Source organism: Sciscionella marina DSM 45152, from assembly GCF_000379465.1.
In the GTDB taxonomy this organism is placed as follows: domain Bacteria; phylum Actinomycetota; class Actinomycetes; order Mycobacteriales; family Pseudonocardiaceae; genus Sciscionella; species Sciscionella marina.
The window spans coordinates 209,823-233,729 of the sequence record NZ_KB905436.1; the positions used below are offsets into that span (position 1 = coordinate 209,823).

Genomic DNA, 23,907 nt, shown 5'->3' on the forward strand with positions numbered 1-23,907 from the left:
GTCACCTTCCTCAGGTCCAATGCCCGCTCATGCGTTCGGCGAGCATGGCGCGGAATTGCTCGGTGGTCTTGGCGAACAATTCACCGGTGCCCCAGTCGACGATCACGCCGTAGCGGCGCACGAGGTCGAACAGGGAAAGCGTGCCCTCGCGATAACGTCCGGCGATCTCCTCTGGATCGGCCCGGAGCCAGTCACTGCGGTTGGCACGGATCTCGTCCCTGGTGGTTTTCGTTGCGGCGTAGTCGATTTCGTAGTGATCGATCTCCGGGTCGACCGCGGTCACGATCACCCCGTAGTCCCGCTCGGCACCACCGAGGGAGACGTACCCGTCGATCACATCCTCGAGCACCAGTCCGGGTTCACGCTCGAGCGGGTCACCGTAGCCACCACCGCCAGCGGAGGGGCGCGTGAACCTGTCCCCGGAGGCCACCGGCACCCCGGCGAACACCGAGCCGAGGAACCGCTGCTCCGGTGTTCCCTCGTTGAGCCACACCCCGTGCGGTATCGACGGAAGGCCGCCCTCGATACCCCAGGTGACCGAGCGCGCCCGATCGCAGCAGTAGGACATCACCGTCTGCTCGCAGTCGGTGAGGGTGCCGCCCTTGCGCACACCCGCACCACCCCGGTACCGGCCCGGCCCCGCCGAATCGGTGATCAGTTCGTGCACGCTGGTCAGCACCGGATTGAGCCGTTCCTGCCCTTCCATCGGCTGCACGGCGAGCCCGACCCCGAAGATCGGCGATGTCGCACCGGAACCATCTCGGTCATGGCGGCCGCCCCAGCCGCCGGCCATCCAGTCGTACCACATGAAGTAGTCACGGCCCGCGGTTCGCGCATCGTATCCGCCGATGAGCAGGTATTCGAGGTTGTAGGAGCACGCCATGGCACGCTCGGGAACCACGTGCGACCACAATTCGAAGGTGGCGTTCATGATCTTCTCGTACGGGCCGGAGCAGAATCCGGTCACCGCGTGCGGCCAGCCCGCGTTGACCACGGTGCCCTCCGGGCCGATGTCGATCTCGAGCGCGTTGTAGAAACCGGAGTTCAGTGGGACATCCGGGAAGAAGGTCTTGGTGCCCGCGATGATTCCGGAGAAAGCCGTGCCATAACCGGCGTTGAGGAAGCTGGCCACGGCCGGGGCGCTGCCGTGCAGGTCGTAGTCGACCTGGTCGCCGGAGATGCTCAACCGCACCTGGACCGGGACCAGTCCTTCCCCGTGCGCCGGGTCGAAGTCGATGTAGTCGGTGGCCGTCCAGGTTCCGTCCGGAAGTTCGGCGACCCTGGCCCGCACGATGCGTTCCACATAGTCCTGGACCTCTTGCATGGCCTCGACGACCTCGGCCTTGCCGTACTTGGCCACGAGCCGGTGCAGCTCCCGCTCGCACACCCCGGTCGCCTCGGCCTGTGCGTGCAGGTCGCCGAGGCTGATCTGCGGGGAGCGGGTGTTGGCCACGAGCAGTCGTGCCACATCCGCGGCCAGTTTGCCGCCGTGCCAGAGGCGAACCGGGGTGATGCGCAGTCCTTCACTGAAATGCGTGGTCGCGTTGACGTCGAAGGAGCCGGGCACGTTCCCGCCGATATCGGCCCAGTGTCCCTTGTTCTGCGCGAAAGCGATCAGCTCGCCTTCGGCGAAGATCGGCCGGATGAAGCTGACATCGTTGAGGTGGGTACCGCCCAGATACGGGCAGTTCACCGCGAACACATCGCCGGGACCGATGTCCTCGCCGAATTCCTCGAGCACGGCCTTGCACTGGAAATGCAGGGTTCCGACATGGGCAGCGAGGTCCTGGCTGCCCTGCATCACGGTGTTCCCCCGCGCGTCGCAGAGCGCCGAGGAGAAATCCCGCGCGTAGATCACGAAGGAATAGCAGGTACGCAGGATCTGCTCGGACATCAGATCGACGGAGGTGGCAAAGGCGTTCTTGAGTACTTCGAAGGTGACCGGGTCCAGTTCGCGCTGACGCGCCGCTTCTCGTGCTGTGCTCATTTCCTGCCCTCCGCGACATGGATTCGGATGTTGAGCCATTCGTCGATCGTGGCCGGAGTCCCGGGCGGTACGACCGTCGTGGAGTCGAGCTGCTCGATGACCGCCGGGCCGAGGATCCGTGTCCCCGCACGCAATTCCGCGCGGTCGTAGACCGGAGTCCGCACCCGGGAACCGTTCTCCTCGAAGTAGGTGCTCCGATACATGCGGGGCTCGGGCGGCTGCTGCTCGGTGACCTCGCTGCGTGGGAAACGTGGTTTCGGCGTCGTCCCGGTCGCGCACAACAGCAACTGGTACAGCTCGACCGGAGTATCGTCACGGCGGAACGAGTACTCCCGCTCGTGTTCCTCGTGAAAGCGTTCCACAGCGGCATCGAGCGCACCCACGCCCGAGCCGACGGGCACGGTGAGCGAACGCCACTGACCTGCATACCGCATGCTGATCGAACGCTCCAGCCGCATGTCGGAAGCGGCGACCCCTTCATAACGCAGCCGCTCGACCGCATCGGCCTCGAGTGCGCCGAATTCCGCCTCCAGCCGATCGAGGTCCGTGGTGGCCGCCTCGGACTGGAACATCACGCTCAGGTCGTGGCGGATATCGACGAGAAGACAACCCTGTGCCGAGGTGATACCCGGATGCGAAGGCACCACGACGACGGGGATGGCGAGCTCCTTGGCCAGCGCCGCGCCGTGCAGACCACCGGCCCCACCGAACACGACCAAGGCGAAATCACGCGGATCGTAGCCGCGGCGGATCGAGATCAACCGCACGGCATCGCCCATGTTCGCGTTCGCCACCTGGAGGATGTCGCTGGCCGCCTCATCGAGGCCGAGACCGAGCGGTTCGGCGACCGCTGCGGTGATCGCCTCCTCGGCCGCGGACCGGTCCAGGCTCATCGCCCCGCCGACGAGTTCGGTACCGAGCCGGTCGAGTACCAGGCTCGCGTCGGTATTCGTCGGATCCTTGCCGCCGAATCCATAACAGGCGGGCCCGGGATCCGCACCGGCCGACGCGGGGCCGTTGCGCAGCGAACCGGCCTCGTCGAGCCAGGCGAGCGAGCCACCACCCGCCCCGATGGTGAGCACTTCGATGCTCGGGAAGCAGATCGGGAAGCCGTACTCGACGTGCCATTCCTTGGTCACCCTGATCTCGCCGCCGTGCACCAGTGAGATGTCGGTGCTCGTCCCGCCCATGTCCAGCCCGATCGCATTGGCGTAACCACAGCGTTCGGCCAGATCCTGGACCGCGATGGCGCCGGCCGCGATCCCCGAGGCGGCGAGCCGGACCGGGTACTGCTCGACCATGCGCGGGGTCATCGACCCGCCCCCGGAGTGCAACAGCAACAGGTCACCGTCGTAACCGCCACCGGCGAGCTCCTTCTCGAGCCGGTTGACGTACCCGCTGACCAAGGGGCCGAGCACGGTGTTGGCCACGGTCGTGGAGAACCGGTCGTACTCGAAGATCTCCGGGAGTACCGCGCTCGACGTGGAAACCTGCACCCCGGGCAGCTCCTCGGCCAGGATCTCGGCCATCCGGCGTTCGTGCCCGGCATTGGCGTAGGAGTTCACGAACGCCACCGCGACCGCCCGCACTTCCTTGCGCCGCAGCACCCGGGCGACCCGCCTGGCCTCGTTCTCGTCGAGCGGAGTCACCACATCGCCGGTGTAGTTCACCCGCTCGGTGACCTCGTACCGATCGCGGCGGCGGATGTAAGGCTTGCCGACATCCTGGTAGGCGTCCCACAGGTCGTCCTTGGTGCCGTTGCGTATCTCGAGCACGTCCCGGAAACCGCGGGTGGTCACCATCGCAGCGCTCGGGAAGTTCCTGGTGATCAACGCGTTCGTGGCCACCGTCGTCCCGTGCGAGAACAGCGCGACCTCGGCGAGGTCGACCCCGGCGGTGCGCACCCCGTTCATCACGGCTCGCATCGGGTCGTCCGGGGTCGAGGCGACCTTGGCGACCGCCGTGGACGCGTTCTCGGTATCGAACACGCAGACATCGGTGAACGTGCCGCCGACATCCACCGCAACTCGGAATTTCCGCACGTCAGCACCTCTTTCTCGGGGATACTGTTCCGCAACTATGAGTTGCAGGTCACACTGGGCGCAATTGTCCGAAGTGAGAATGAGGGTGCTGATCCTTGTGAGTGTGGACAACACGGCGACAAGGTTTCATCTCGTCGACCTGCTTGCCGTCAAGCGGCTCGGCCTGCGCATGGTCACCGAGGCCGACCCGGAGACACCGATCCTCGGCGCGCACGCCATCGAGATCGACCACCCCGCACGATGGATGAAGCCCGGCTGGCTGATGCTGACCACCGGGGCCAGGTTCACCGGAGTCGAAGGCTCCGCGCTACTGCAGCGCGAGCTGGTCGACGAGCTGGTCACCGCGGGAGTCGCCGCGCTCGCCTTCGGCACCGGGATCTCCAGGGAGACCGTTCCCGAGATGCTCGTCGAGCAGGCGGCCCGCCGTGGCCTTCCGCTGCTCTCGGTTCCGCTGGAGACACCGTTCCTCGAGATCATCGACGTGGTCAGCAAGGCGACCCTCACCAAGGACGTCTACCTGCAGCGGCGCACCGTGCATATCCAGGACTACCTGCTCGAGTCGCTGACCGAGTCCGACGCGCTCGCCGCGCTCGTGCACCGGCTGGCCGACCTGCTGCGCAGCACGGTCGTACTCTACGACCAGTCGGGCACCATCCTGGCCTCGTCCGGTCTGGGGCCAACCCAGATCATCCGGACCGAGATCGCGAGCAAACCGAACACCCGCAACAGGTTCACCGTCGGCCGCTGGCAGGTGCTCACCGATCCGGTGCGCACCGACACCACGCTGCACTGGCTCGCCCTCGCCTCCCGGAGGGCGTCGGTGTCCGAGGAGCTCGCCGAACCGGCGATGGAGGCGGCGAGACGGTTGGTCACCATGATCGTGCGCTCCCGTGAGGCGGTGCGCACCGAGGACCGGTTGCGCCGGGCGCGGCTACTGCGGATGATCCTCGGCGGTGACCGAGGCGATGGACCATACATCTGGGACCGCCTCGAAACACACGGATTCCGGCGCAATGAACCAGTGCGGCTGCTGCTCGCCGAAAGCGGACCGCTCGGCTCGGGCGGCGCCGCCGACCGGATCGCCGCCGCCGAGAAGCTCGCCCTCGACACCGAGACCCGGCTCGTGCTCGGCGTGCACGAGGAGCACATCGTCGGGGTGCTGCCCGCCGAGCAGAGCCCGCCGCTGCCGTGGCTGGCCGAACTCCCCTCGCGAGTCCACTGTGGAATCAGTGAACCGTTCGCCGACCTCGCCGAAGGACCGAAACGGTTGCGCGAAGCCGAACTCGGTCTGCGCGCAGCCAGAAGGCAGGATCGGGAACAGCTCTGTTTCGAAGACATCGGCCTGCTCGACTGGCTCGTGGCCGCCCGCGAACCGGAAACGGTGCGCGCCAAGGTCACCGAACTGCTGCGGCCGCTCACCGAACACCAGGCGCTGTTCGCCGCGTTGACCGAGTACATTCGGAGCGAGGGGGATATTCGGCGCACTGCCCGCACACTGGGGCTGCATCCCAACTCCGTGCGCTACCGATTGAAACGGGCGAGCATGGTCACCGGATACGACCTCACGGCAGCCACCGAGCTCGCCGAGCTCGCTGTCGCCATCCGGCTGCTCGAGGAATGAGGTTCGGCCGAGTTGCCGTCACCGCTTCTGAAAGGGAAGCTCGCCCGCGTGCCCAGGAATATGAGCCCCACGTAGTCCGTTCGCCAGCCGACCGGCCGACAATACCGGTGATGTGATCATCCACCAGGAATGAAGGCCCTCCGGTATCGTTCGCGTTTCCCGCGTCTCTGTCCTTTTGACCCAAGACTGAGTTCAAAATTCGGATGCCGCTCGGTCAGCGAAGTTCGAAGCCGTGGGGCAGCAGCACGGTGAGCGGTACACTGATCATTTCTCCTTGCCAGCGGTACACCACCGTAGTGGTGGAGGTGGCGAATTCGCTGAGCAACTGACGGCATTGTCCACACGGTGACACGCTGTCCGCCTCGCCGACCACCGCGACCGTCTCGATGCGCTTTGCCCCCTGGGTCACAGCGGCACTGACGGCGGACACTTCGGCGCAGACGCTGACCGGATAGGAGGCGTTATCGATGTTCGTCCCGGTATGGATCTGCCCGTCGTGGGTGCGCAGCGCGGCGCCGACGCGGAACCTCGAGTGTGGATGGTAGCTCGTTCGTTGGGCGGAACAGGCGAGGTCGAATAGTTGCCGTTCATCGTGGCTCGGTTCCCGGATCTGCATTGGCGCTCTTCTTTCCGCTGTCACGCTGTCGTATCACGAGGTTCGATGACGAAGGTGAGTCCGAATGCGAGGGCGGCGACAGCGACGGCGAGCCATAACGCGATGGTGAAGCCCTGTTCGGTGGCTGCCCCGGCGAACGGCGCGGCGACCGCGATGCCGATACCCGCGCCGATACCGAAAGCGGCGCTGTTCAGCCCGGGCAGTACCGCCGGAGCATCGGGTGGGGTCTGCACGACACCGAGCCCGTCCAGGGTGGTCATCACGAAACCGTTGAACCCGATCCCGAGCGCGGCTACGAGTCCGACGGTGAGCCATTCGTCGTGGTGCACGATGGCGATCACGATCGTCAGCACGAGGCTCGCCCCCATACCGAGGCGCAGTGTCCGCAACCACCCCGTCCGTCCGGCGATGGTACCCGCGATGGGGGCGGTGACGGCGCCGAACAGGGCGGCAGGGGTGAGAATCAGCAACGCTGCCATTCCCGGACCGAAGCCGAATCCGGCGTTCGGGTTCTGGGCGAGTAGCACGGCGATGTAGGTCATGACGGTGAATGTGCCGGCCAAAGCGAGGACTGTGGTGGCAAGGACGGGCCAGACGTGCCGCGAAGCGAGCTGGCGCATCGGTACGAGCGGGCTGACACGGCGGTGCTCGACTATCGAGAACAGTGCGGTGGAGAGGAGGAAACCGCCCGACCAGCCGAGTGTGCCGCCCGCAGACCAGCCCCGATCCGCGGCTGTGGAGAAGATCTCGCTCAGGCATACCAAGCTCGCCCCGAGCAGCAGGGCTCCCCACCAGTCCATGCGTGCGCTGGTGGCGGTGTGCCCGTCTCGGGGCACGATTCGCCAGGCGCTCGCGACGGCAGCGAGCGAACAGACGAGGATGACGAGGAAGATCGACCGGAATCCGAAGTGTTCGGTGATGAGACTCGCGAGGTAGGTGTCGACACCACCGATCCCGCCGTTGATCGCGGAGACAAAGCCGAGCGCGGTGCCGAACAGCCTCGGCAGCAGGTGAGCGGCCAGCAACAGGTAGGCGAAGCCGAAACTCGCGTTCGATGCACCCTGCAGTACTCGCCCGATCAGCAGGAGCGGGAGATCTTGGGCGAAAAGGCACAGTAGCGTGCCGACGACCTGGACCGCGAGGGCGACCAGGAGTATCCGGCGGCGACCGAGGTAATCGCTCCACCGGTTGAAGACGAAGCCGAGTACCGCGCCCGCGAGGAAGAGCGTGGACGGGATCTGGGAAACCGCGCTGATGCTGACGTGTAGCGAGTCGGCGATCGCGGGCAGCACGGGCGACGGCATGGTCGCACTGAGCTGATAGGAAAGGACGCTGAGCATCAGGGTGGCGGTCAGCGCCACCGCCCGTTTTCCGCCGAGCCGCTGCCCGCTGCCGGTGTTCGTCTTCGTCGACGATTCATGCACCGTGCCTGTCTAACAGACCGAAACAGCTTCTGGCAATACCGGTCAGACCAATACATCGGCACGATCGGCCTCACTGCCAAGGCGCGCCACCGCTGTGCGCGAGCGCGACAGAGCCCGGGTTGACAATTGGTCTTACCTGACATACCAATTTATCGACCCTTCTGCGGCACTGGAGGCCTTCTTGCATCGACGACACGTTCTGCTCGATACCGATACCGGCGTGGACGACGGTATGGCGGTGATTTATGCGCTCTGCAGGCCAGAACTCGACATCGTCGGGGTGACCACCGTGTTCGGCAATGTCTCGGTGGATCAGGTCACCCGGAACTCGCTGTTGATTCAGGAGCGGCTCGGGCGCACGGATGTCCCGGTGGCCCGGGGAGCGGCGAAGGGACTGCTGCACAACCCGGTGTTCTCCGAGGATATTCACGGCCGGGACGGCATCGGAGAATGCGGTCTACTGCCACGCGGCACAGAGCCGGATTCCCGGACGGCCGTGCAGCTGATACTCGAGCTGGCCGACGAATACCCCGGCGAACTCGACGTGATCGCTCTCGGGCCACTGACGAACATCGCGATCGCGCTGCTGGTGGACCCGACACTGACCGAACGGATCCGGCAGGTGGTGTGGATGGGCGGTGCGATGGCGTGGCCGGGCAATGTCACCGCGGTCGCCGAGGCCGACGTCGCACACGATCCCGAGGGCGCGCAGGTGGTACTCGAATCGGGTGTCCCGGTCACTCTCGTACCGCTGGATGTCACCGACACGACGCTGCTACGTGAGCCCGAGCTGGACCGGATCCGGTCCAGCTCGTCGGCCTCCGCCGAACTCGTGGCCGCGTTCGCGCCGTTCTACATGCAGGTGTACGGGAAACGGCTCGGCGAGTACGCCTGCGCGATGCACTCCCCGCTGACCGTGGGAATTCTCGCCAAACCGGAGCTCGTCCGGCGCACCGGTCATTACCCCACCGCCGTCGAGCTCGCCCCCGGGCTCTCTCGCGGCGCCACCGTCGTCGACCGAAGGCATCGCGCCCCGGAGGAACTCCTGGCCGCCCATACGGCGGAGATCATCGAGGATGTCGACCGAGACGGTTTCATCGCCGACTTCGTCGCGACGATCACCGGTGCGTCCGGGGCGGACCGGTGACGGGACGCGGGAGGCGCGGACGGAAAACCGTCATGCCTCAACCGAGCTCTCCCCCCGAAGAGTCGTTCTGCCCCGTTATCGCGGCCAGCACCCTGCCGCTGCCCGCACGGGCACGCGATCAGCTCGATCGCGAGGGGATACTCGCCGACCTTCGACAGCTGGCCGGGTTCAGCCATATCGACCTGGTGGATACCTGGATCTCGCCCGCTGGGCTCGATCCGTTACGGCGCGAAATCCTTCGCGAGGCACTCGCTGAACTGGAACTGCGGTTGGCAGGCATCTCGGTGATCCGGCGCAGCATCATCGATCCGGTTCACGGCCCGGCGAATGTGGAGCACACCAGGCGGTCGATCGAGACGGCTGCCGAACTCGGCGCCCCGGTGCTCTCGATCGGTTTCCACCGGCCACTGACCCCGGAACAGCAGCGGTGGCACGGTTTCTGGGCGGTCCCCGGCGAGGCCGACCCACCCGAATCGTTTCCCGTCGCGGTTCGCCTGCTCGGTGAACTGTGCGAATACGCCGCCGATCGCGGCGTGGCGCTCTCGCTCGAACTCTATGAGAACACCCTGCTCGGCAGTGGAACCGGTGCGGCACACCTGGTGGAGGAGGTGGGCGCGCCAAACCTCGGCATCAACGCCGATCTGGCGAACCTCTACCGGGTGCCCGAACGGCTGACCGAGTCCTGGTCGGAGACGCTGCGTGCGGTGTTGCCGTGGATGAACTACTGGCATGTCAAGAACTATCGCCGCGCGGACTGCTATCCGGACGGGCCGTTTCTGGCCTGGCCAACCGAACTCGGTGAGGGCGATATCGACTATCGCACGGCGTTCCGGCTCGCCGCCGAGGCGGATTATCGCGGACCGGTGTGCATCGAGCACTACGGCGGTGACGGCCTGTCCAGCCAGCGTGCCGGACTGGACTACCTGCGGTCCTTGCTCCGGTGAACATGGCCGAACCGGGGACCGGAATGTCACCGGTACCCGGTTTTTGGTGAGGTCAGCGAGAAAACCAGGATGCCGTCCCGGTGACGAGACGAATGACGCATTCCTCGATCGAGGCGAGCTCGACCCGTTCGTCCGCGCTGTGTAACCCTTCACCACGGGGACCGAGCACGATCGCGGGCGCCCACCCTCCGCCGTGCACGATCTTCGCGTCACACACCATGGTTCCCGCACGACTCGGCGCACCCGGGGCATTCACCCCCTGACTCCAGCGGAACGAGTCCACCAGCTCATCACCTACCGGCAGTTCGGCACCGCGGTGCCCGCCGGGCGGAATCACGACATCGACCTTGGCCTCGTCGTCGCCGACGGCTTCCTCGATCGCGGTGGTGATCGCTTGCGCCGCCTGTTGCTGGGTCTCGCCGGGCAGTACGCCCATCAGCCCACGCATGGTGGCCGATCCTGGCCGGGTCGCCAGCCATTCGCCACTGCTCACAAATCCGACATTGACGAAGCCGGGGAGGTCGTCCGGGTCATAACCGCCCTCGGCGTGAGCGGTCGCCGTGCGCCGATGTTCGAGTTCGGTCAGCGCGGTCAGCACTCGGCCAAGCGGTGGGATCACCCCGTCGGCCCAGGACCGCCGCAGCATCCCGCCAGCACGGCCGGTGATCGTTACGCTGAACGCCTGGATACCGACATGCCGGTGTATCACGCGCAGATCGGTCGGTTCGGTGAACACCACGGCGTCACCGCAGTGCCCGCGCTGCAGGCAGGCAAGCGTTCCGTTGCCACCGGATTCCTCCTCGACCACGCTGCACAGGCTGACTTTGCCCGGCCAGGACCAGTGTCCGGCCAAGTACCGGTAGGCGAAGGCGGCGGCGATGAGCCCGCCTTTCATGTCCATGCTGCCGCGCCCGTGCAGCCAGCCATCGCGCTCTACGGGGGTGAATGGTTCCGTGGACCACGGTTGGCCGTCCGCGGGAACCACGTCCACATGTCCGTTGAGGATGAGGTGCGCCCCTTCGGTGTCCCCGTGGCGTATCGCGAGGCATTCCAGTTCGGGCAATACATCCGCGTAGTCGGCATCCCGCTCGATCAACGGCGTCCAGAGCTGCTGAGCATCGACGGGAGCGCGCAGTCGTTCCACCGCCGCCCAGTCCGGGCGCCAACGATCGACCGCGCTGCCGGTGACCGTTCCCGCGATCTCCTGAACGAGATCCTGCACGGCGTTCTGTGCGACGGTGCCGGGAAAACTGCGGATCGCCACCGCATCCCCGACCGCCGTGTGCAGCTCGGTACGGCGAGCACGCAGCCAGGAACGGATGTCATCGGTGATCTCGGATCGTGTTGCGGACATGCGTTTCTCCGTTTCAGATGCGGGCGATCGCACGGACCGGCGCCCCGTCGAGCCCGACCAGCGGCAGTGGAAGGCAGATGAGCTCGAACTGCTCGGGCAGCGCTTCGACGTTCACCAGGCATTCGACCAGCGCCGTCTCCTGGGTGAACAGTCGCCGGTGCAGCGCCGGATTGGTCTGTTCGTCACCGGGTGACGGGGTGTCGAGACCGATCAGCCGTGGCCCGAACGAGGCGAGATAGGCGATTGCTTCCTCGGTGAACACCGGCCAGTCACGGTAATAGTCGGCACCAGTCCGAGCGGACCACCCGGTGCGGAACACGAGCCGTTCCGCGTGCGCGAGTACCGCGGCGTGCTCGCGCAGGGTTTCGGTCCCGATCACGGAGCCCGGCGCCATGGGGCCCAGCGGTATCAGATGCGCGGGACCGACGCAGCGGTCGAGCTCGATCCGATCTGCGGTCCGGGCACCGGCGAGGAAGTGCGCCGGTGCGTCGATATGGGTGCCCAGCTGGCTGAACAGCTGAACGTGCGCCATCGCCACACCGTCGTTGTCCACGGTGCGAAACGGCGTGAAGGCCGCGCCGGGTTCGCCGGGGTAGGCGGCCATTCCCGCGGCGATGGGCATGGTGAGATCGATGATGCTCACGGTTTCTCCTCGCCGAGGCTCGTGATCATCGTTCGCCGGGCCACCGTGTCTTCTGGTTCGACGCCGAATCCGCTCATACGAGGCCTCCGGTGAGAGCGAACTCGGCGTTGGTCGCGGTCAGCCCGCCATCGGCCACGACGAGGCTGCCCGTCATGGCGCGGCTCTCACCACTGGCCAGCATGCCGACGATCGCGGCGATGTCCTCCGGTTCGGCGATGCGCCCCGCCGGATAGAGCCTCTCCATCTGCGCGCGTGCCGCCTGTGGATCCTCGGCAAGGTCCCACACCCGAGTGGTCAGCGGGGTTCGAACCGCTCCCGGACACACCGCGTTGACCCGGATACCGCGATCGGCGAAGGCGAGCGCAGCAGTGCGGGTCAGCTGCACGACCGCGCCCTTGCTCACGCAATAGGCACCGAGCACCGGATCCGCGGTGAGGCCGAGGATGCTCGCCATGTTGACGATGGCGCCGTCGCACGCCAGTAGCCGGTCGGCCAGCTTGATCGCCCGGAACATCCCCACGACGTTTGTGTGCAGCACCGCGGAAAACTCCTCGACACTGGTGTCCAGCAGGGGCAGTTCGGGTTGGTGTGCCGCGTTGTTCACCACGGCGCGCAGGGTGTGCCCGGACTTCTCGATGTGTTCGGCGACTCGGTTCCAGGTCTCGTCCCCGGTGACACTGCCGACCACTCCGGTGTGCTCACCGGCGAGATCGTCCGGCAGAGCGGGGGCATCGATGTCCACGCCGATCACCTGCCAGGCTCGCGCGGCGAACCATCGCGCACAGGCAGCCCCGATGCCGGCACGAGCGCCGGTGATGAGCACGGCGCGGCGGTCGGTTGCCTGGGCATCTGCTTGGTTCATGCGGATTCCTCCGGATTCTTCTTCGCTTCGCCGACGGCGAGATGCAGTGCGGTCAGGAAATCGTCGGAGTCAGTTTCGGTCATCGGCGTCGAAAGGCAGCCTGTGCCACGCGCATTGATGTGCACCCCGCGGGCGAGCAGACCGGTGCGAATCCGTGCCCACGTCGCGGTGTCGGCGCCGCACCAGGTGCGGTAATCGCGTACCGGAGGACCGGCGAGCGAAATGTTGAACATCGAACCGGAACCGTTCACCGCGACCGGTACGGCATGTTCGGCGAACACCGCCGCGATACCGCTGCGGAACTTCGCGCCGATCGAGTTCAACGCCTCGATTTCGTCGGGACCGAAGTCGCGCATGGTGACCAGCCCAGCGGCAAGTCCGACGTTGAACGCGGTGAAAGTGCCGGTCTGCGGGATCCGCGGGGCGAATCCGTCGAAGGCCGTCATGATCTCGGCGCGCCCTCCAAAGGCCGCCAACGGCATGCCGCCACCCATGATCTTGCCGAGAGTGACCAGGTCAGGAAACACACCATGCGTTCGCTGGGCGCCGCCGAGGTCCAGGCGCATACTCTGGATCTCGTCGAGGATCAGCAGCGCCCCGTGCCGGTGCGCGGTCTCGGCGAGAAAGGCGAGGAACCCCGGTTCGGCGGTGATCAGTCCCGCGTTGCCCAGGAACGGTTCGGCCACCACGGCCGCGATCTCGTCCCCGTGTTCGGCAAACACGCGGGATACGCTCGCCCGATCGTTGTAGACCGCCACCAGCGTGGACGTCTCCGCAAGGCCGGCACTGTTCGGCTCGCCGCGTCCATAGGTGCCCGCGGCGAGCGGTTCGGCTCCGATGGACTGTTGTACCTCGTCGCCGCTGCCATGGAATCCACCCTCGAACTTCAGCAGCCGGGGCCGTCCGGTGAACGCCCGCGCCGCTCGCACCGCGAAAATGATCGCCTCGGTACCGGAAAGCGCGAACCGCAACCGCTGCATGGCAGGGAACCGGCCCGCGAGCAACTCCGCGAACTCGTATTCGCCGGGACATGGCGCCCCGAGCGCGGATCCTCGCCGCAGCGCCCCGATCGCGGCCTCGACGCTCGGAGCGTGCGCATGCCCATGGATCAGGCTCGTGTAGTTGTTGACCAGGTCGAGATACCGATTGCCGTCCACGTCCCAGAGGTATTGCCCCGCCCCGTGCTCGGCGAACACCGGATACGGGGCGTAGGCCAGGGTCTGACGGGAAACACCCGTCGGAATCCGGTCGAGCGCCCTCCTATATGAGGTTCGCGAACCTGGCGTGCCGGCCCGGAAGGCTTTCACCGGGTTCTTCGTCATGGTCACTCCGTTGCAGACGGGAACGAGTGGCCTCCTGTCTACCAACACCTCTGACTATTGGCAATACCGGTAAGACCATTTACTCTCTTTCACGGCTACATTTGATGTCTGGTCATACCGGATACGCCCATGTACCAGCAGCCGCATGCCCCACGAACAGGACGGTGACCATGACCGAGACGAGCAAGGGTGCTCTGCACTCCGGCAAACTCGGGACCGGCGGCCTCGTGCTGTTCGTCCTGGCGTGCGTCACCCCGATGAGCGCGATCGTCTCGATCGTGCCGCTGGGGATCTTCCTCGGCAATGGAGCAGGATTCCCGGGGGCGGTGATCGTCGCCGGGATCATCATGCTCTGTTTCGCCGTCGGTTTCGTCGCTATGAGCCGCCACATCGCCGACGCAGGCGCGTTTTATGCTTACGTCGCCCGTGGCCTCGGCAGGCCCGCCGGCGTCGCCGCTTCCTTTTTCGCGTTGCTCGCCTACAACGCCTCGTTCTGGAGTCTCGGCGCGGCGCTCGGCTACTTCCTCCGCGCGCTGTTCCGGGACACCGGTCTGGACTTGCCTTGGCTTGCCTGGACGATCCTGGCCCTGCTGGTGGTCGCAGTGCTGGGCAGGCGCAGCATCGATCTCAGTGTCAAAGTCGTCGGGGTGGCGGTCCTGTTGGAGGTCGCGGCAATCGTCGTGGTCGCGGTCGCTATCGTCGCCACCCGTGGCGCGGAGTCGTTTTCCCTCGCCTCGTTCCGTCCCCCGGTATTGACCTCGGGTTCGGTCGGTATCGCGCTGATGTTCGCCTGCAATATGTTCATCGGCTTCGAGGCAACCGCCATCTTCCGCCAGGAAAGCCGCGATCCGGGACGCGATGTCCCGCGAGCGACCTACCTCGCTGTCGTCGTGATCGCGGTGTTCTACACGATTGCCGCACTGATCCTGATCGGCAGCGTCGGCGGCTCGCATGTCCTGGAGGCGATGCACGGCGATCCCGGCAACTTCGTCTCGGCGTTGACCGAACGTTTCGTCGGCCGACCGTGGCGCATCGTCATCCAGGTACTCGTAGTGACGAGCATGTTCGCCGCACTGCTCGGAATCCACAACGCAGCATCCCGGTACTTCTACGCGCTCGGCGGGGAGGGGTTGCTTCCGCGCAGGCTCGCGCGGGTGCATCCACGATGGAATTCCCCGGCTACGGCAAGCGGATTCCAGATCGCAATCGCGGTGGTGATGATTGTCGCCTTCGGGCTCGCCGGAGCGGATCCGCTGCTGACCGTCAACACGAGCTTCGTCGGCCTCTCCACGGTTGCCCTGCTCTGCCTGGAGACCGCGGTCGCCGTGGCCGCCATCGTCTTCTTCTACCGGCGCGGTCATCGAGGCCCGGTCCTGCTCGGCTGTACCGCACTCGGCGCCGTGGGCCTGGCGGCCGTGACCGTTCTCGCGGTGGCGAACTATTCGGTACTCAGTGGCAGCGGATCCACGGTGATCAACGCACTCCCACTCACGCTGCCGGTCATCGCCGCCGGAGGTATAGGTTACGCGCTCGTGTTACGCAGACGCAGGCCGCGAACCTACGCCGCCATCGCTGCCACAGAGCCCGTGGAAAAGACGGACGGACCTATCGAGGTGGTGCGGCCTGACCGGCATGACCGCTGACCTAACATAGCGGTACCGGCACGTCACGAGCAGGAACGGAGCGCAAGTGCCACCTAACCAGAAGGAACCGCAGGCGAAGAGGGTCGCACGGCTCATCATCGAGGACATCAGCAGCGGCAAGTACGCTGTCGGCACCCGTTTGCCGAGCGAGCGGCAACTGGCAGTGGACTTCAGTGTCTCCCGTCCCGTCATCCGCGAGGCGATCTCCACCATCATCGGCCACGGAATCCTCGAAGCACAAATGGGGCGCGGCATTTTCGTCACCGCGGAGCCCGGCGAAGGTACCCCCACCGAACAGACGAGTCTGCAAGATGTGATCAACGTGCGCGAGGTGCTCGAGAGCGGTGCCCTGCGGTTGTCCGCGCGCCGCAACAACGAGGCCAGCATCAAGAAGGTTGCCACGATCCTCGAACAACTCGGTGACGCCGTCGCCGCCCGAGCCGATACCGCCGAATTGGACAGCGCGCTACACACCGCCATCGTCGAAGCGAGCGGAAGCGCTACCCTCGCGTCACTTTGGCAGAATCTCCAGCAACAGATCGACGCCACGATTCGCATTTCCCCGCACGGACACACCATGAGCACCAAGATCTTCACCATGCACCGCACCCTCGCGGAAGGAGTGACCGCAGGGACACTGGACGAAGCCCTCACCGCCTGCGAACAATTGCACGAGCAAAACCGCGAGTTCCTGCGCGGACTGCTCGGCTAAGCGAGACTGCCACGGAAATCGTGCTCGAACGCAGCCTGGTCATCGGCATCACCTACGCCGTCCACACGCGGATGCGAAATACCAGACGAGCCACCAGCACCGAACTCCACACACTTCAAGCCCCAGACACCGAGACTTCACCACCCGACGGCTGAAGATGATCCGGTCGTGTGTTCAGCAAACCACGCACTTGGTCAACAACGGCGTCGACAGCTGGGCCTTCTGTTCGGGTTGTTCGAACCGAACGTTGCGCCACACTCCGATTCGAACCGCAAGCCTTCACCGTATCCTGATCACACGGGGACTTGTGCGGCTAATCAGACAGACCCCGACGTGTCGTGCACACCACGGGTACGTGTCGATGACGACCGCCGGAAACACCGTTACCACGGCTGTGGCGCACTCTTCGTAGTTTCGGTTCCCCTCCGGCAGTGTGCGTTAGCGGAAGTGGTCGCGGTCGGCCCATCTGAACATCCGGCGCTTGCTTCCTGCGCACCCGCTCGACCGGTTGAGCGGATTGGTCCGTTGAGCCATACGAGGGGAACGCTGCGGATCGGGTAAGAGAATTCCAGACGAGGTCCGGAGCCCGGTTGCCTTTCTCGGTACGGCTGGAGGGCCCGTCACCGGATGCGATGGACCGCGAATCTCGAGCGGGTGCTATCGAACCTGTCCTTTCCGAGCACCACGTACCGCTTCGAAGCGGCGATCACCTTGCCGGGCAGGCGGCCGAGCGAGTTGCCCGCCTCGTCGTAGCACGCCGATTCGCCGGTTTCCGGGCCCTCCACGAAGATCCGGCCTCCAGCCAACGCACTGACCTCGTCGCCTGGCACCTCCTTCGCCGACAACGTCTGCCCGCCCGTGGGAGCACGCACCACAGACAGCCGCTGGCGCCGGTCCGTGGTGCGCAGACACGCGACCGTGTCGCGGTCACCGGCGCAGACGCCGGAGTCCGGTGCGACCGCAAGCCGGTTACCGCTGTCTGCGTCGAGGAACACGGTGCGCTGCGGGCTGTTCCGCCCCTGCACGGCCACCGGCACGATCGAGCCGTGTGTCGCCCACGAATTGGTGTGTGCCGCCGATTGGGAGGGCAGGTAACGGTCGGCCAGGGTCCATCGTTGCGCGCCGGTGGACAGATCGAGCGCCACGACATGCGGCCGCGATCCGGGCCAGACGCGCGTACCACAGCCGGCCACCACGTTCCCGGCGACGATCTCGGGAAGAAGACCGTCCTCCGTATTCTTGGTCCAGCGGACGCGTCCGGTGTCGAGGTCGACCGCGGTAAGGCGCACCTCCGTCTCCGCGTTGCACTCACCGGCGTCCCAGCGCTGCGCGAACACCAGAGTCGATCCGCTGACCTGCCATTCGCGCAGACCGAGCACGTGGTCGTGGCTGCCGGGTCCAGGCAGCTCGGCGACGGGGACCGCTCGCTTCACCTGCCCGTTCGCGGAGAGCACGACGAGTCTGTCCTTGTGGTTCGGGGCACCATGCGGATCGTGGTACTGCACCACGATCGACCAGTCCTCGTCCGATCCGGTCACGTGCAGCCGGTGACTCGGATCGGAGAACACCGCGCCGTGCAGGCCGGGCACCGGCTCGCCGAAGCTCAGCGCCCACCGTTGCGTGCCGCTGTCCGCGTCGAGCACCGCGATCCGTGTGCTGGACTCGTCCTCCTCGTCGGCGCCGAGAGCGACGATGGCGTCGCCATGTACCTCCACCTGTTCGGCTCTGGCGACCGAACCGTGCCGGATACTCTCCCAGGGGTCAGGTGCCAGGTTCAGTGCCGGCACGCGCGGCGGGTGATCGGCGAACGGCGTCGGTCTGCCCGTGCTGCTGCGCGGGCTCTCCGTCTGCCGGTCCGCGCTCGGGCCGCAGCCGGTGAGCACGGCCAGCAGCACAGTGACAGCGGTCAGCAGGATCGCTCGGGGAACGCCACGCACCGCCGCAGTGCGCGAAAACCCGCGTCCGACCGTGTTCATCGGCTGCCACGCATCGTCCGGCATCCCCTCAGGTCCCAGCGCCACGGAAGCTGTTCGCGATCTTCTCCAGGTTGTGCACGGATTCCGCGCCCGGCACTTCCTGGTCGGCGACGACGAGGAAGATCGCTCCGCCCGGCCGGTCCGCGTTCGACCACGAACGGGCGAGCACGAGCGTCGCAGGCGATTGACAGGTGCCGGGAGCAGCAGACCGAACCTCTGCCGGGAGGACGGCAACCAGATCGTCTTCGGACTTGTTCAGCTTGCCCCAGTTGATCTTCGGTTTCGTCGAACCGAGCGTCTTCCGAATATATCGTTCGGCTTCCTCGCGTACGGCCTTGGACGCCGGTTTGATGTCCGTACGTGTCGTGATCACCCTGCCGAGCAGCGAATTCGCATGCCCTGCACAGTATCCGGGCCGGTAGACGGCATCCTGGAATGCGCTGCCGTTCGACCCGTGCCGATCCCTGCGCGTCCAGCCGGGGGGTACGTCGTAGCTGGCCGTCCACGCGGTCACTGTCGTCCAGCCAGGGATATGGGCAGAGTCGTGGGTCGAGGACGAGGTGCTCGGCGCGGCGCTCGGGGGCGTACTCCGTGCGGTATTCCGTGCGCTGGTCGGTGTGGTGGTCGGTGTCGGGCTGCCCGCCACCTCGCCCCCTGCGCCGCCGAGCCACACCGACACGGCGATCACCGCGGCGGCCACCAGCACCACCACGGAACCGATCGCGATCCAGCGCTTCCGGCGTCCGCGCTGCGGGGAGCCGGGTACAGAAGGGATGGACATCCTCGTGATCACTCTCGCTGGTCATGTTCCGGTCGACCCGCCGGAACGATCATCGTCACGGCAGGCGGTCAGGCCCGTGGAACGCCGCGGAGCACCGCACGTCCCACGGCCGCCAGCCTGGCAATACCCCACACGCGAGACCAGCCGATTGCGCCGCGACGCAAAAGGTTCGCCGTACGGCAGCATGCCGGTACACCTGGTCACCAAGTGGCCGCCGCGCACCCGCGACGGCGTGCGGGAAGCCGGGTGCCCACACAGCTCTCCTTGGCGATCAAGAAGACCGCCACTCAAGCCGAGGCTGGCAGGGTGCGGTCGTCACGGGGCCACACCGCACTGCCGACAATCGCCCCTCACTCGGGCGAACCTCTAGCTCCCCGTCCGAACGACCCTGGTTCCGCCCCAAGCCGACCGACCACCGTGCACCTTCCCGCTCTACTCTTGCTTGGCGGCACGGTCCGCTGGTCAGGGCATCCTTTGGGCAGGCGGGCTGACCGCGACAGCGGCGGAGTGCATCGTGCCCGCGCGAGGGCACCGTCGCCCCATTTCCACGTTGTGTCCCATTAGCGACAGTTGACGGAAAAACGCCAAATGTCATATTGTTTTCGGCAAATATTTCGCTCGACAGCAGGCCAGCACATCGCGGTGTGGGATCGCTGCCCCGCCGTTTCCAGGGAAGGGGAAGCCGATGCTGCGGCTGGTTTTCGACCGAGAGGACCTGCAGCGCGTCCGGCTCGCTCAGGCACCCGATCCGATGTGGGAACTGACCCTGAGCCTGCACCGGGTCCGGGACACCGCGATCGATCCGCGGCACGCGGACTGGCAGCGAAGAGTGCGCTCCTTGGCCATAGACGACGATCAGCTACGCACCTGCCTCGGTCTACTGTTCACTCTGGTCCCACCACGGGGGAATTTCCCGGACTTCCTCACTCCGGCAAGGCTGATCACTGAACTCGACGCGGGATGCGAGGCGATCGCCGGAACCTCACGAACCCGGCTGGAACGCGATCTGGACTCCGTATTCGCAGCAGGGCGGGTGCCGAGCTGGGTACGACGGCTCGCCGAGGGCGACCTGGAGCAGCTGCATGCCACGGTGGCCGCGCTCCGCACCGCGTTCGGTGCGCTCGTCACACCTCGGTGGCACACCATCGAACAGGACGTGACAGCCGATCGCGGCCACCGAATGCACACGCTGGTGCGCAGCGGGGTCGGTGCGATGCTCGCCGAACTCCCTGGCGTGCGCGGCTGGGACGGCTGCGTACTGGAGATGCCGTATTTCCTGCCGCAGACCGTTCATCTCGCCGGACGCGGGCTCACCCTGATCCCGAGCGCGTCTTGCATCGGCAAACCGGTCACCTTCATCGACCCCGAACTGCCTCCGGTGCTTGTCTTCCCCATCCAGCCGAGCATCGCGAACGGACCTCCCGGCATACCGGGTCAGCACTTGATCACACTGCTCGGGAAGACCAGAGCGGAATGCCTGTCCGCCCTGCATGTTCCTCGGAACACCGGAGAACTGGCGGTCTATCTGAGCCTGTCCCCGAGCGCGGTCAGCAGACAGACCACGGCGCTCCGCGACGCCGGGCTGATTACCAGCACCCGACTGGGCGGATCGGTCCAGCACCAGCTCACCCAGCTCGGTGTTGGCCTTCTGGCCGGACGGATACCGGGCGTGCCCAACGAGTCCCGATGAGTCAACCTTTTCCCCTGTAGCGCAATAGTGTGGTGAAAGCATCACCGAACACCCCATTCTCCCGATACCGAGAAGCACGAGGAGACCATTCTCGGATCAACCGAAGACGAAACTGGGGTGAGTGATGAGTTTTTCCGTCGAACCGGCTTCCATTTCCGCCTACGCCGGTGTCCTGGATGCACAAAGTGAGCACAACACGCGTGCGGCCGAATACGTGCACGAGCACGTTCAGGTCTCGAGCGGATCGAACGGGGTAATCATCGATGCAGAGAACGCGAACCCCGGATTCCTCGACATCATGGCCCATTCCCTCGACCGTGCTACCGAATTTCTCACCGAGCTGTCGGCCTCGATGGATGACACCGCCCGAATGTACAAGAACACGGACATCGAGGCGGCCGCCCAGCTCGACAGCACCTACGCGCCGATCGGGCCGCCCGGGTTCGGTGCCGGCGAGGTCACGGTCAGCGGAGCACCGACCGAGCGCGAAGACCCGACAAGCCTGCTGGTCCCACCGGATCCGGTGGGGGAATTCGACATCGGCCCGTTCGCCGAACTGGGCAATGTGACCAGCGTCAGCTGGTGGATCAATGCGCTGATAAAAGAAGAATTCGACGTCGACATCATGAACAAGGCCGTCGAGTGGCTGGTGTGCGACTGGCAGGCTTTCGCACGAGCGGCCAACGGATGCGTCAACCTCGCCGAATACAGCAAATCCGTGTTCGTGAACTATTCCGAATGGCGGAGTATGACCACGCACTGGTCCGGAAATGCCGCCAATGCCGCTTACGAATACCTGGGAGCGACTTCACAGATTTTCTACGCCGAGCCTACGAACCAGACCTGCTCGCCGCCGGACCGGAACGCACCGGAAACCGACCCCATGGTTCAGGGTGGTGAAATCGTGCTCAACTTTCATTTCCTGTTCACCGAACTGGGTAAGAAGTACTCCGAGCTCGCGGTCGCTGCGTCGAACACGACCCAGTCGGTGAATGCAGTGCTCGGCAATATCGCCGACATGGCTATCTGGGGCATGATATCGGCCGCTGTGGGGGCGGTGACCTCGTGGTCGCTCGTTGCCGGCGGGATCGGAGCCGCAATAACCGGCATGGCCCTTACTTCGATCGGAAACGATATTCTGACTGTCATCGGACTGGTCAACCAACTGACCGCAGCCGTACAGAGCTTCAGCATCCTTGACATCGACGCCGGTTCCCCGCTCGATGCACTCGGCGCGCTGGAGATGCCACTCATCTTCCACCATCCCGCCGCTTGAACCGAGACAGAACGGGAGACCGCGATGAACGAGCACACCACAGGGGCGATCTTCTCGCCGAATCTGCGCCGCAGAATCCTCGAAGCTTTGAAGAACAACAGGAAAGACGCGACAATCGCCGAGATGGCTTCCGAAATCCTCAACGGAAACATCACGCCGCACCAGGCCCTGTCGATACCGGCGTATGCCGAAGCCGTCTATCAGCATGCGCGAAACGAACTGGACAAGGCCCGCGGTCGAGAACCCCGGACCGAGACCGACAGCGCACCGCCCGATTCACCGATCGGCGCCGAGAACCGCACCGCTGTTCAGGAGCCGCCCGCCCAGGATACGCTCGACAACCTGTTCCCCGGGGTGGCGTCGCTGGACGAGGTACCGGACATCGGCATCGACAACACACTGCCACCGCGATCGATCCGAGAACGGGGGCAAGACCTGGCGGGCTCTCACGGAGCATCCGAGCACTTCTCGGCCGCACGTCCACCGAGGACCAGCAAGACCCGCGCCAATCCATGATCCGGCAACTGCACTCCCGCAAGGGCGCCATCGCAGATTCCTGGGTGATCGTGTCCCCTTTCTACGATGTCGAGTCCGGCCGCATGGACCTCGAAGCCTGTGGCCACAAAACCAACGACGAACGCTTCGACATTCCCGATCTCCCACGACGGCGGAATCTCCGACCTTCTCGACGAAGCCACCCGAGAAAACCGCCGTTTCGATGTGGTGCTCGCCGAAAGCATGGCCCGCGTCGCGCTACCGAGCGAAGGTCTTCAAACACCCCAACCCCACCAAAGGCCGCACCAAATCCCGCCTCGAACCCGACGTCGCGTAAGGCGAGACCGTCACCCGGATCGCGCTGTGGCGCTACTACGAAAACTCGGCGGCGGTGCCATCACCGACCGACTCGACGCCGACCTGACCAAATACCCGCCACCCGAACCCACGATCCCGGGACGCGCACGCGGCTACTGGAGCAAATCCAGCGTCTTCGACATCCTCCACAATCCCAAATACACCGGATACCGAATCTTCAACCGACGAGCCACCCGCGCACCCCGCGGCACGTACAACGACCCGCGCAAATGGGTCCGGTCCCACGAACCCCTCATCCCCAAACCAAATGCACCTACCTCTACCGCGGGCGTGTGCTCTGCCCCTGCGGCCACCGAAGGCAAGGTGCCCGCAACCACGGCAGCAACTACCACCGCTGCTACCCAAGCCAAAACAACCGCGAACGCCCCCGACATCACCCGCGAACACCCACGCACGATCCACATCCGCGAAGACGAACTCACCGAAGCCATCCTCGCCATCTACACCGAACGCCTCGACCGCACCCTCATCGAGATCAAGGCACGGCAGCACCGCATCCGCCGCCAAGCCCAGATCGGTGACCCCGACGACCCCTTCACGCGCGACCTTCGCGAGGACTGCAACCAACTCGAAAACGAAAAGAACACCACGCTGCTAGAGCTCGCCGAACTCGACGCAGCCCAACAATCGCCCCAGAAAAGCCAACCGAAAAAGACCAGGAGATCCTCGACGCCCTGCCCTATCTCGTCGCCAACCTCAGCGACGCCCCCGAAGAACTACTGCTCGAACTCTTCGACATCACACAACTCCGTGTCGAGCTTCACAACGACCCCCAGAAAGCCACCATCACCATCACCATGCCTGAAGACCACGCCCCTACCATCAGCAGCACCGTAGAGAGGATCAACAACATGGACGACACACGAAAAACGCCTGCTCAGAGAGCAGGCGCTGTTTCGTGTGCATCTGGTACGTACCCCCGACCCGATTCAAACTACTTCCACGCAAGCTGGCCGACGCCGTGATCTGCGGTTTCCTGTGGTTAAGGGGATCG

The 23,907-nt window shown here is 65.5% G+C and carries 19 protein-coding genes; 9 read left to right on the top strand and 10 right to left on the bottom strand.

Going from position 1 to position 23,907, the window contains the following annotated elements; all coding sequences use genetic code 11:
* Nucleotides 1-10: 10 nt before the first annotated feature.
* Complete coding sequence (locus tag A37U_RS0137005) at nt 11-1,987, bottom strand: hydantoinase B/oxoprolinase family protein (protein ID WP_020501707.1); 1,977 nt, start codon at nt 1,985-1,987, stop codon at nt 11-13.
* Nucleotides 1,984-4,029 (bottom strand): hydantoinase/oxoprolinase family protein, encoded by a 2,046-nt coding sequence (locus A37U_RS0137010; protein ID WP_026198005.1) that lies wholly within the window; start codon nt 4,027-4,029, stop codon nt 1,984-1,986. Before A37U_RS0137010 ends, A37U_RS0137005 begins: the two co-directional genes overlap by 4 nt.
* An 85-nt stretch (nt 4,030-4,114) precedes the next feature.
* On the opposite strand from A37U_RS0137010, the gene A37U_RS0137015 reads away from it, so the two are divergent.
* Nucleotides 4,115-5,650 carry a PucR family transcriptional regulator gene (locus A37U_RS0137015; RefSeq protein ID WP_169527005.1) on the top strand — a complete coding sequence of 512 codons (1,536 nt, stop codon included), beginning with the start codon at nt 4,115-4,117 and terminating at the stop codon, nt 5,648-5,650.
* Nucleotides 5,651-5,864: 214 nt separating this feature from the next.
* Here the strand turns inward: A37U_RS0137015 and A37U_RS0137020 are convergent, their stop codons facing one another.
* Both A37U_RS0137020 and A37U_RS47250 read right to left on the bottom strand, forming a co-directional pair.
* On the bottom strand, nt 5,865-6,266 hold the full coding sequence (locus A37U_RS0137020) for a cytidine deaminase (protein WP_020501710.1): 402 nt from the start codon (nt 6,264-6,266) through the stop codon (nt 5,865-5,867).
* 20 nt (nt 6,267-6,286) lie between these two features.
* Entirely contained in the window at nt 6,287-7,690 is a 1,404-nt protein-coding gene (locus tag A37U_RS47250; protein ID WP_020501711.1) for an MFS transporter, read from the bottom strand.
* A gap of 94 nt (nt 7,691-7,784) precedes the next feature.
* Here A37U_RS47250 and A37U_RS0137030 point away from each other — a divergent pair, with 94 nt between their 5' ends.
* Nucleotides 7,785-8,837 carry a nucleoside hydrolase gene (locus tag A37U_RS0137030; protein ID WP_276143625.1) on the top strand — a complete coding sequence of 351 codons (1,053 nt, stop codon included), beginning with the start codon at nt 7,785-7,787 and terminating at the stop codon, nt 8,835-8,837.
* Nucleotides 8,838-8,869: 32 nt separating this feature from the next.
* Nucleotides 8,870-9,781, top strand: a complete 912-nt coding sequence (locus A37U_RS47255; protein WP_020501713.1) for a sugar phosphate isomerase/epimerase family protein — start codon at nt 8,870-8,872, stop codon at nt 9,779-9,781.
* A gap of 52 nt (nt 9,782-9,833) precedes the next feature.
* Here A37U_RS47255 and A37U_RS0137040 read toward each other — a convergent pair whose 3' ends face one another.
* The 4 genes from A37U_RS0137040 to A37U_RS0137060 form a co-directional block, all read right to left on the bottom strand.
* Nucleotides 9,834-11,135 (bottom strand): M20/M25/M40 family metallo-hydrolase, encoded by a 1,302-nt coding sequence (locus tag A37U_RS0137040; protein WP_020501714.1) that lies wholly within the window; start codon nt 11,133-11,135, stop codon nt 9,834-9,836.
* A gap of 13 nt (nt 11,136-11,148) precedes the next feature.
* The gene (locus A37U_RS0137045) at nt 11,149-11,778 is read right to left on the bottom strand and encodes a cyclase family protein (protein ID WP_020501715.1); all 630 of its coding nucleotides are present in this window, start codon (nt 11,776-11,778) and stop codon (nt 11,149-11,151) included.
* A gap of 73 nt (nt 11,779-11,851) precedes the next feature.
* Nucleotides 11,852-12,640, bottom strand: a complete 789-nt coding sequence (locus tag A37U_RS47260) for an SDR family NAD(P)-dependent oxidoreductase (protein ID WP_020501716.1) — start codon at nt 12,638-12,640, stop codon at nt 11,852-11,854.
* Nucleotides 12,637-13,962 (bottom strand): aspartate aminotransferase family protein, encoded by a 1,326-nt coding sequence (locus A37U_RS0137060; RefSeq protein WP_020501717.1) that lies wholly within the window; start codon nt 13,960-13,962, stop codon nt 12,637-12,639. Before A37U_RS0137060 ends, A37U_RS47260 begins: the two co-directional genes overlap by 4 nt.
* 170 nt (nt 13,963-14,132) lie before the next feature.
* Here A37U_RS0137060 and A37U_RS0137065 point away from each other — a divergent pair, with 170 nt between their 5' ends.
* Entirely contained in the window at nt 14,133-15,605 is a 1,473-nt protein-coding gene (locus A37U_RS0137065; protein ID WP_020501718.1) for an APC family permease, read from the top strand.
* Between the two features lie 46 nt (nt 15,606-15,651).
* Nucleotides 15,652-16,317 carry a FadR/GntR family transcriptional regulator gene (locus tag A37U_RS0137070; protein ID WP_020501719.1) on the top strand — a complete coding sequence of 222 codons (666 nt, stop codon included), beginning with the start codon at nt 15,652-15,654 and terminating at the stop codon, nt 16,315-16,317.
* Nucleotides 16,318-16,937: 620 nt separating this feature from the next.
* On the opposite strand, the gene A37U_RS0137075 is transcribed toward A37U_RS0137070, so the two are convergent.
* Both A37U_RS0137075 and A37U_RS0137080 read right to left on the bottom strand, forming a co-directional pair.
* Nucleotides 16,938-18,317: an outer membrane protein assembly factor BamB family protein gene (locus A37U_RS0137075; protein WP_157183275.1), complete on the bottom strand. Its 1,380-nt coding sequence runs from the start codon at nt 18,315-18,317 to the stop codon at nt 16,938-16,940.
* Nucleotides 18,318-18,321: 4 nt separating this feature from the next.
* Nucleotides 18,322-19,074 carry a DUF8017 domain-containing protein gene (locus A37U_RS0137080; RefSeq protein ID WP_020501721.1) on the bottom strand — a complete coding sequence of 251 codons (753 nt, stop codon included), beginning with the start codon at nt 19,072-19,074 and terminating at the stop codon, nt 18,322-18,324.
* A 685-nt stretch (nt 19,075-19,759) separates the two neighbouring features.
* Between A37U_RS0137080 and A37U_RS0137085 the strand changes: the two genes are divergently transcribed.
* From A37U_RS0137085 to A37U_RS50665, 4 genes are all read left to right on the top strand, one after another.
* The gene (locus tag A37U_RS0137085; RefSeq protein ID WP_020501722.1) at nt 19,760-20,764 is read left to right on the top strand and encodes an ArsR/SmtB family transcription factor; all 1,005 of its coding nucleotides are present in this window, start codon (nt 19,760-19,762) and stop codon (nt 20,762-20,764) included.
* Nucleotides 20,765-20,888: 124 nt separating this feature from the next.
* Nucleotides 20,889-22,040, top strand: coding sequence for a type VII secretion target (locus A37U_RS0137090; protein ID WP_020501723.1), 1,152 nt, complete (start codon nt 20,889-20,891; stop codon nt 22,038-22,040).
* A 24-nt stretch (nt 22,041-22,064) separates the two neighbouring features.
* The gene (locus A37U_RS0137095) at nt 22,065-22,556 is read left to right on the top strand and encodes a hypothetical protein (RefSeq protein ID WP_020501724.1); all 492 of its coding nucleotides are present in this window, start codon (nt 22,065-22,067) and stop codon (nt 22,554-22,556) included.
* A 66-nt stretch (nt 22,557-22,622) separates the two neighbouring features.
* Nucleotides 22,623-23,750: a recombinase family protein gene (locus tag A37U_RS50665; protein ID WP_157183276.1), complete on the top strand. Its 1,128-nt coding sequence runs from the start codon at nt 22,623-22,625 to the stop codon at nt 23,748-23,750.
* Nucleotides 23,751-23,907: the final 157 nt, after the last annotated feature.

Bases quoted from the DNA above. Each gene is read 5' to 3' on its own strand.
- A37U_RS0137080 (WP_020501721.1), bottom strand. From the start codon at position 19,074: ATGTCCATCCCTTCTGTACCCGGCTCCCCGCAGCGCGGACGCCGGAAG.
- A37U_RS0137065 (WP_020501718.1), top strand. From the start codon at position 14,133: ATGACCGAGACGAGCAAGGGTGCTCTGCACTCCGGCAAACTCGGGACC.
- A37U_RS0137060 (WP_020501717.1), bottom strand. From the start codon at position 13,962: ATGACGAAGAACCCGGTGAAAGCCTTCCGGGCCGGCACGCCAGGTTCG.
- A37U_RS0137090 (WP_020501723.1), top strand. From the start codon at position 20,889: ATGAGTTTTTCCGTCGAACCGGCTTCCATTTCCGCCTACGCCGGTGTC.
- A37U_RS0137075 (WP_157183275.1), bottom strand. From the start codon at position 18,317: ATGCCGGACGATGCGTGGCAGCCGATGAACACGGTCGGACGCGGGTTT.
- A37U_RS47260 (WP_020501716.1), bottom strand. From the start codon at position 12,640: ATGAACCAAGCAGATGCCCAGGCAACCGACCGCCGCGCCGTGCTCATC.
- A37U_RS0137085 (WP_020501722.1), top strand. From the start codon at position 19,760: ATGCTGCGGCTGGTTTTCGACCGAGAGGACCTGCAGCGCGTCCGGCTC.
- A37U_RS47255 (WP_020501713.1), top strand. From the start codon at position 8,870: ATGCCTCAACCGAGCTCTCCCCCCGAAGAGTCGTTCTGCCCCGTTATC.
- A37U_RS0137005 (WP_020501707.1), bottom strand. From the start codon at position 1,987: ATGAGCACAGCACGAGAAGCGGCGCGTCAGCGCGAACTGGACCCGGTC.
- A37U_RS50665 (WP_157183276.1), top strand. From the start codon at position 22,623: ATGTCGAGTCCGGCCGCATGGACCTCGAAGCCTGTGGCCACAAAACCA.
- A37U_RS0137020 (WP_020501710.1), bottom strand. From the start codon at position 6,266: ATGCAGATCCGGGAACCGAGCCACGATGAACGGCAACTATTCGACCTC.
- A37U_RS0137095 (WP_020501724.1), top strand. From the start codon at position 22,065: ATGAACGAGCACACCACAGGGGCGATCTTCTCGCCGAATCTGCGCCGC.
- A37U_RS0137040 (WP_020501714.1), bottom strand. From the start codon at position 11,135: ATGTCCGCAACACGATCCGAGATCACCGATGACATCCGTTCCTGGCTG.